The 7,647-nt window shown below is 61.4% G+C and carries 9 protein-coding genes; 3 read left to right on the top strand and 6 right to left on the bottom strand.

The features are described from left to right. Positions 1-1,496, top strand: a 1,496-nt coding sequence (locus VFN25_RS07030; RefSeq protein WP_325140252.1) for an ABC transporter ATP-binding protein, incomplete at its 5' end; no start/stop codon positions are given. Between the two features lie 24 nt (positions 1,497-1,520). Here VFN25_RS07030 and VFN25_RS07025 read toward each other — a convergent pair. Then, positions 1,521-1,943, bottom strand: coding sequence for a hypothetical protein (locus tag VFN25_RS07025; protein ID WP_325140250.1), 423 nt, complete (start codon positions 1,941-1,943; stop codon positions 1,521-1,523). 39 nt (positions 1,944-1,982) lie between these two features. Beyond that, positions 1,983-2,708, bottom strand: a complete 726-nt coding sequence (locus VFN25_RS07020) for a hypothetical protein (protein ID WP_325140248.1) — start codon at positions 2,706-2,708, stop codon at positions 1,983-1,985. A gap of 2 nt (positions 2,709-2,710) precedes the next feature. Here VFN25_RS07020 and VFN25_RS07015 point away from each other — a divergent pair, with 2 nt between their 5' ends. Further along, positions 2,711-2,893 carry a hypothetical protein gene (locus VFN25_RS07015; protein ID WP_325140246.1) on the top strand — a complete coding sequence of 61 codons (183 nt, stop codon included), beginning with the start codon at positions 2,711-2,713 and terminating at the stop codon, positions 2,891-2,893. Between the two features lie 422 nt (positions 2,894-3,315). On the opposite strand, the gene VFN25_RS07010 is transcribed toward VFN25_RS07015, so the two are convergent. From VFN25_RS07010 to VFN25_RS06995, 4 genes are all read right to left on the bottom strand, one after another. Next, positions 3,316-4,641, bottom strand: coding sequence for a DUF7256 domain-containing protein (locus tag VFN25_RS07010; RefSeq protein WP_325140244.1), 1,326 nt, complete (start codon positions 4,639-4,641; stop codon positions 3,316-3,318). 200 nt (positions 4,642-4,841) lie between these two features. Beyond that, complete coding sequence (locus VFN25_RS07005) at positions 4,842-5,519, bottom strand: GAD-like domain-containing protein (RefSeq protein ID WP_325140242.1); 678 nt, start codon at positions 5,517-5,519, stop codon at positions 4,842-4,844. A 6-nt stretch (positions 5,520-5,525) separates the two neighbouring features. Further along, positions 5,526-6,668, bottom strand: a complete 1,143-nt coding sequence (locus tag VFN25_RS07000; RefSeq protein WP_325140240.1) for a DUF6861 domain-containing protein — start codon at positions 6,666-6,668, stop codon at positions 5,526-5,528. Next, positions 6,551-6,886 carry a DUF6861 domain-containing protein gene (locus tag VFN25_RS06995; protein WP_325140238.1) on the bottom strand — a complete coding sequence of 112 codons (336 nt, stop codon included), beginning with the start codon at positions 6,884-6,886 and terminating at the stop codon, positions 6,551-6,553. The genes VFN25_RS07000 and VFN25_RS06995 overlap by 118 nt, the downstream gene beginning before the upstream one ends. A gap of 169 nt (positions 6,887-7,055) precedes the next feature. Here VFN25_RS06995 and VFN25_RS06990 point away from each other — a divergent pair. Next, on the top strand, positions 7,056-7,647 hold a 592-nt coding region (locus VFN25_RS06990; RefSeq protein ID WP_325140236.1), incomplete at its 3' end, for an Eco57I restriction-modification methylase domain-containing protein.

The following is a 7,647-nucleotide window of genomic DNA, read 5'->3' as shown; positions in this document are numbered from 1 at the left end:
AGCTCGGCCAGCGCGTCAACGTAATGATTCTGGAGAAGGCGCTGACGCTGGAGCTGGCGCACTTCGAGGATTCGGAGTTCTACGACAAGCTCACCCGCGCACGGCGAGAGGCATCGAGCCGGCCGCTGTCGCTGGTCACGCGTACGTTCGGGCTGGGCCAGAACGCGATCTCGCTGCTCAGCTACGGCAGTCTGCTGTTCCAGTTCTCGCCGTGGGCGGTGGCCGTGCTGCTGCTGGCCGGCTTGCCGTCGTTCTTTGCCGAAACGAAATTTTCCGGCGACGCGTTCCGCCTGTTCCGCTGGCGTTCGCCCGAAACGCGCATGCAGCTGTATTTGGAAACGGTGCTGGCGCGCGAGGACCACGCCAAGGAAGTGAAGCTGTTCGGCCTGGGCCCGCTATTGCTGCAGCGCTATCGCGACATCTTCCACAGCCTTTACCGCGCCGACCGCGACCTCGCCGTGCGTCGCGACAGCTGGGGTTTCGTGCTGGGCCTGCTGGGCACGCTGGCGCTGTACGGCGCCTATGCGTGGATCGCCGCCAGCACGGTGATGGCGCGTATCACCCTGGGCCAGATGACGATGTACCTCGCCCTGTTCCGCCAGGGCCAGTCGGCGGTGTCGGCGATGCTGTCGGCCATCGGCGGCATGTACGAGGACAACCTCTACCTCTCCACGCTGTACGAATACCTGGAAACCCCGGTGCCGACGGCAACTGGCATGGCGCAGCGCGGCGCCAGGCCCGAGGACGGCATCCGCTTCGAGCAGGTCAGCTTCACCTACCCTGGTGCCGGCGAGCCGGCGCTGCGCGACATCGACCTGCACATCCGCCCCGGCGAATCGCTGGCCCTGGTCGGCCAGAATGGTTCCGGCAAGACCACCCTGATCAAGCTGCTCACGCGTCTGTACACGCCCGACAGCGGCCGCATCCTGCTCGACGGCACCGACCTGCGCGAGTGGGACGAGGCCGTGCTGCTGCAGCGCATCGGCGTGATCTTCCAGGACTTCGCCCGCTACCAGATGCGCGTGGGCGAAAACGTCGGCGCCGGCGACGTCACCCATTTCGACGACGAGGCGCGCTGGCGCGAGGCCAGCGACAAGGGCATGGCCACCGATTTCATCGACAGCCTGCCGGCCGGTTTCGATACGCAGCTGGGCAAGTGGTTCAACGACGGCCGCGAACTGTCCGGCGGGCAGTGGCAGAAGATCGCCCTGGCCCGCGCCTTCATGCGCTCGCGCGCCGACATCCTGGTGCTGGACGAGCCCACCGCCGCGATGGACGCGCAAGCCGAAGCCACCATCTTCGAGCACTTCCGCGAACTGTCCGGCGGCCGCATCGCGATCCTGATCTCGCACCGCTTCTCCACCGTGCGCATGGCCGACCAGATCATCGTGATCCAGGACGGCCGCATCATCGAGCGCGGCAACCACGTGCAGCTGATGGCCGAGGACGGCCATTACGCGCATCTGTTCTCGCTGCAGGCGCAGGGGTATCGGTGAGGTTGTGACGACCGTGGCAACAACTCAGTCGTAATAACCGGGCACGAACACGAGCACGCTTTCCGCCGGGGCTTTCGGGTCGTCTTTCGCATCCGGAGCGTAAAGGCTTAGCCCGAGCGCCAGGGAGATCGCGCCGTCGACCTCACGCTGCAGCTGAGGGTCCCTGGACTTCAGGTACTTCACGGCCTCGTCGAAACCCATGCCCAACAAGTTGATGCCGTAGAGTCCAGGCGCTGCCGGCGAGGCAAGTTCGATCGCCTCGAGATGTCCGGCCCTGTCGTAATTGGCGAACAACCCCGCTTCGACGAAGTGGTCAGTGGGATGCGCGGCATCCGGGCTGCGCTTGAATGAGTTGAACCTGGCATGCAGCAGCGCCCTGACTTGCGACACGGACATCCCGAAGAGAAGACGATCCACACCCTTGTGCGAAGCGATCACGCATTTCATCGATGCTTGCCTCCCGCAACGCCAAGTCGGTATCCGGCATTACTCGAACAACAATTTTCGCAAACGATCCTGGGTTGGCCCGCTGCTTTCGTCATTGAAAGGCATTTCCGCGGCAACCATGCGCAGTACGCCATGACGCATCTCGCTGGTTCGAAAATCGGAGCACGCGAGCAAGTTGTCCCGTCGAAACGTGCCCCTGAGTGCCCAGAAACGGGGACCAAACCACATGACATGACCGACCATTTCGACGTAACCGGGTTTGAGGCTTCTTCGTCCAGGGTTGCCGGACGTATCGACGACCAGTTTTTGCAGCGGCGCCGGCAATCCGTTCGAAATCATCGGCAAGCCCGCCATGCTCCTGCCTGCAACCTGATACTGAAGCGGATCTGCCGCGTTCTGCCAGAACGAATAGTCACTGTTTACGAGGCACGCCTGAACAAACCCTTCGCAACCAAGCAAGGAGCCCACGACTTCCTGCCAGGCGGCAAGCGGGCAAGGTTCACCCATGCTGACCGTCACTGACTGCAGTTGAAACGCACGCATGGTCGAAAAGTGAATCGATAGAGCACCCGCCCCGATCTTGAAGGACAGCTTTCCATCCTTCGCGATCCTGCCAATGGCAGCCTGGGCCGGCATCGACTCCTCGTAGAGCGTTACCGACTTGTCTCGCAGATGCAGGGCACTGATGAGTCGGTTGGCTGCATCGTCGGCAGCGAGTGAATCCATTGCAAATACCAGCTCGATTTGCTCGGCGCTTTCGTTCATCAATGGAATTCCTGGACTATGACGGTGACGCCTTGGCGCTGACCGTAATCGATAAGCCCGGACGTCGCCTGCGCACCGCCGGGCTGAACCCGCAGATCGAGCACCATGTTCGCTGGTTGACCGTCAACCGCGGCGCCGTTGGTGGCAAGATCATCGATGTGGCTTTCCATCCGCCCCAGCCATGAGGCGCCCGTGGTGTCTGCCGTTTTCAGGCTGACCAGCGTATCTCCTTGCTGAAAGTCCCCCAGCGGAAAATAGCTTCACCGCTCAGCGCCGAACTGACCGCCCCGGACGGCGTGCATCTGTTGCACTTGCTCGCATGGGCGCTTCAACAAGGTATGACGGTGAATCAGATGCCGCAAATGCCGTTCTATCAGCCGACCGTTGAAGAGGGCCTGCGCAGCGCGCTTCAATTGGCACGACGCAAGCTGAGTGAGCGCCGTCAGCACCCGATCTGCCGCTGTGCCGCAAGCCGGTCGACTGGGCACTGGGCTGACAGTTTTTGCAACGAGCCATGGCCATGACCGACCGTATGCACGACCGGGTTCGATCGCTACATCGCGAAGCGATCTTCCCGGAACATTCGAACACGTCCATCACTTCTGCGTCAGCAAGCCCAGTCCAACTTCATCTGCAGAAGATCGAGCTGACCGACACCACCACCGAAGTTGAACCACGCCAGTTCTTCACCGAACTCGAAGTAGTAAGGACTGAAGTCGGGATAGCCCTGCACCGGGATCATGGTACCGCCGAGGTGATGAGGCCATCGCTCGAAGCGCGGCAGATCCAGTGCCTCACCCTCTTCGGAGAAGGCGATGATGTAACCGCTGTGCCCGTTCTCGTGATCCCATTCGCGCGCCGGCTTGCCGACGTTGGGATCGTGCTCGCGCTCGCCCATGCTGATCGGGTGCGCGGTGCCCTGAGCGTAGCACCGCAAGGATTCATCGCTCTCGCCCAAGGTATCCAGCAAGTCTGATCCGCCGGATTCGGCACGTTGCCAGAGCGGCTGGGGTAGACCACGAAGCAAAGGATAGTCGGCCAGATCTGGCGGGGCTGCCAGCACGCCGTCGAATTCAGCCTGCGTTAGCCAGATCCCACAGTAATGGCCTAGCAGTCGATCCTGCATGGGAAAGCTGCGCGGATGACGCTGATACAGATCCCGCATCCACTGTGGGTCCTCATCCTCTGCGCAGCAGATCTCTTCCAGCTCATCCGCCTGATCGTCCACAAACAGGCTGATGGCGACACGTTCAGGCCCTTGCATCCGATAAGCCTCAGGCAGGTACAAAGTAAACGCGTGCCGCAAGGGATGACCGTAGCAAGGGCTGAGCGGCCATTGTGCCGTGGTGATACCCGGTGGACGACCCAGGCACCACCCCTTCGCCCAACGCGCATCGCGTCCCCGTTCGGGCAAAGGTTGCGCATTTTCCGTCCACACGTTGTAGGCCTCGCGCAGTCGCGGATCGGCATACGTCCACGGACGTTCCGGCAAGACCATGCCCGGCCGCGAAAGACCAAGACCAATCAACAATCCGTCGGCGAAACGTGCATCCAGCAGATCACCCGCGATGGTTTCATCGCGAAATGCAACAACATCACGCGTCTCGCCAGCCTCCCGCAACTCGGGTCGTGCACGCTTTGCCTCGGTCAGCGTCATGCCGATGTGCAACCCCTCAATGACCATGTCTGCCGGAAATGCGCGGTAGAAACTGATGGCCTGCAGTTGGCCTTCAGCGCTCATGCGCAAGTCGCAGATGGGAGTTTCACCATCAAAATGACTGGCACGGCCCTCGCCATCCGGCCCTTTCCACGACGTCCCCATCGCGTCACGCACGGTGCTTTCCGCCACCTGCGGGCGCAACTGGGCAAATAACCGGGAATCAAAGGGGCGATCGCCGCCCTGGTGTCCATCTGCTCCGCCGGAGACTTTCATTTGCAATATTTACTTCCTTGAGAGAACACCGCGCGTACTGGCCATCTTGCTTCGCGTTCGACTTGAAACTCATCACCTTCAGCGAGCCTAACCTGAGCGTTTGTCATGGGCTTTCGACAATCTTGGCCATGGCCTGTTCCTCGATTCCAAAAACCATGCAGTCAGGAACTCCGAAACGCAGTGTGCCATTCGCCGGTGCATCAGCGCCCGTCCAACAGGCCAGCAGCCTTGGCATCAGCAACAACGTCTTGCATGATCTGCCGCTCACCCAATTGAGCCAGCATGATCAGGTGGGTTACGGCGTCCACCTTTTCCAGATGTTTGAGGTCGCAGGAGCCACCCAATGCAAGAGCGGGCACCAGTCCGTACATCTGACCGGCGTTGAGCACACCGAGCTTCTTTACAGCACGATCAAATAATGGACGCTCGGCATCATCGCTTTCATCGAGCATGTCTTTGTCAAGTCCGACAAAAAATCCGCGAATCATCAAATCACCCTTGCCTTCCGCCACTCCCGCACTTTCATCACCAGGAAATATCATGCCCCACAAGGACGATATGGAAATGGCGAGACCTGTCGTCTCACCCCACAAGAACAACTCTCCAAAAGCACTGACAGCGATGGTGTGATAGTTATCCCGGCCTTCAAATGGCGTGCCTTCCAGCCACGCGTCGACAACTGGAGCGTATTCTTCGGGATCAACAATCCAGATCAGGCCATTGCCGTAACCACACCAACCGTATTCATTCCAATACTGGAGTAGTTGGTCAGGCAGCTTACCGCGATTTTTTTCGATGCTTGATTTTGGAACGTCCTGCTTCTTGAACGCAGGCCCAAAGCCTTCATCATTGTAAAAATAGTTGAATTCCTGATCCATAAATCCTCACTTGCAACGATGCAAGTCCACATTCATCAAGGTGCTTCCTCTTTCCGCCACCGGTACTTTCAGCGCCGCGTCATCCATATGGTTCACGCGTGTCATTCCTTCGAATGCCCCCTTGTTCCATTGCCTACCGATTGTCCTGTTCGCCTGGGAGTCACCCATTCCGTCAATCACAGTCGACCTCCCTCCAGCCACCATGTCCGGGTTGTGTAGCGCATCCTGCGTGCTGAAGTGATCAGCCACTGCTTCCTGAGCCAGGGTTTTCGCGGTACGAGGATCAGTACGCGCTTGCACATGTGCTGCCGTCAGCAAGCGCTCCATTCGCGCCTGATACTTTTTGCGTGCCTTAAGCGCTGCCGTGCCTGCGCCTTTGCGTTTATCCACAGCATAACGCGCACGCCCATCCAGATAGTCCTGGACGGTCATCTTGTTCAGGCCATTTTGCTGTGCGGCAAGCTGGCGGTCCATCTCCGCGAACTTTCCCGGTGGCAGCTTCTGGGTCTTGAAGCAGGGCACTTTCTTGCGCGGCATGGTGGGCGGCGCCTTTGACTCCGGCTCGGGCGCAGGTTCGCGCCTGGCGCGAGCGCGCGCGGCGGGTGCCTCCACGACGTCGGGAGCAGGAGCACTTCGCACGGGCTCGGGCGGCCGCAACCGCGGGTCTGCCCTGAGCTTCGACTCATTTCGCAACAACCATTCGCCGAACTTGCGCCCCAGACGACCATGGCTGGCCTTTTCGGCGAGTTCCCGCATGCTGCCGCGACCCTTGCTGACGTAGGCGACAATCGCCATCAGCAAGAGGACGAACATGGCCACGTGACCACGGGCAAGCAGGCTGGCCGCGTGCCGGATGGCGAAGGCATTGATGTGCGGTTGCCCCTGAGGCAACGATGGCGGAGCGGCGGCAAGCCACGCCTCGCGAATCCCGCTCCAATAGGTACGTCCGATAGCTGGCAGGCCTTCGACGACGAATTCGGCCAACGCCTTCAGACCCAGCGCGGCGAGTATCCATTCGCCGGCTTCCGCTCTCAGCGCTGCGCCCGCCACCGCACCCGGTGCGGCGCCGCCCCGAAACCGCCGAAGAATCCCGCGACGCCACCAAGCAGCGCGCCGATGCCAGTGGTTGCGACCATGATCGCCAGGCATTCGACCAGCAAGCGGGCGATCTCCCGGGCGATCGCGGCGACGTCCAAGTCATGGAAGTCGTGTTCGATCTGTTCGGCAGCCTGCTGGGCCGATTGTGTCAATGCCTCCCTGAGGCAGAAGCTGCGCGCCGCGATCAGGGCGGCATCACCCCTTACCGCGGAAACTCCGCGCGCAGCCCAGCGTTCCAGCTCGATCCATGCACCTTGCAGTCCCGTCATCGTCCCTGATCCCCGGTCGACAAAATCTCATCGAGGCCAGAGGATAACGTGCATCCATGCCTCGTCGGCGTGACATGCGTCATCCTTGTGTGATGCTGCGCACGGCGGACCAGGGCGTCGCAGGCAGGCTCCGCGCCACGACGCATCACGACACACGGGTATCCCGCCGATGGACACGCGCAACATGGACGATACCGACGAACGGCTCATGCGACGCCCGCGCTACGCCGGCGTGGAGATTCGAAAATCCGCGGGTGCCACCTATACGCCGGCCGCCCTCGCCGACTTCGTCGCGCAACAGATGCTGCGCGTCGCCACCCTGCCCCGGCGCGGAAGCATCCGCGTGCTTGATCCGGCAGCCGGCGATGGCGCCCTGCTCGATGCCTTGATCACGGCACTGCCGGCCACGCTGCGCAAACGCCTGCAGGTGCGCGGCTACGACATCGACCAGCCAGCGCTGGCGCAGGCTAACGAGCGCCTTCGTCGCGATCACCCCGACGTGGATATGCTGCTTGAGCAAGCCGACTTTCTCGACGTGGTCAGTCGCCCGCCGAACGGCACGCCGACACGGCGTTTCGACCTGGTCATCGCCAACCCGCCCTACGTGCGCACGCAGATCATGGGCGCGCAGCAGGCGCAACAACTGGCGCGACAGTTCGGCCTGACCGGCCGGGTGGATCTGTATTACCCCTTTCTGCTGGGCATCTCGCGTGTACTCGGCGAGGACGGCGTGGCGGGCGTGATCACCTCCAACCGCTTCA

The sequence above is a fragment of the Dokdonella sp. genome, from assembly GCF_035703485.1.
Taxonomy (GTDB): domain Bacteria; phylum Pseudomonadota; class Gammaproteobacteria; order Xanthomonadales; family Rhodanobacteraceae; genus Dokdonella.
The sequence above is the reverse complement of the archived record's forward strand: the minus strand, read 5'-3'. Positions and strand labels throughout refer to the sequence as shown.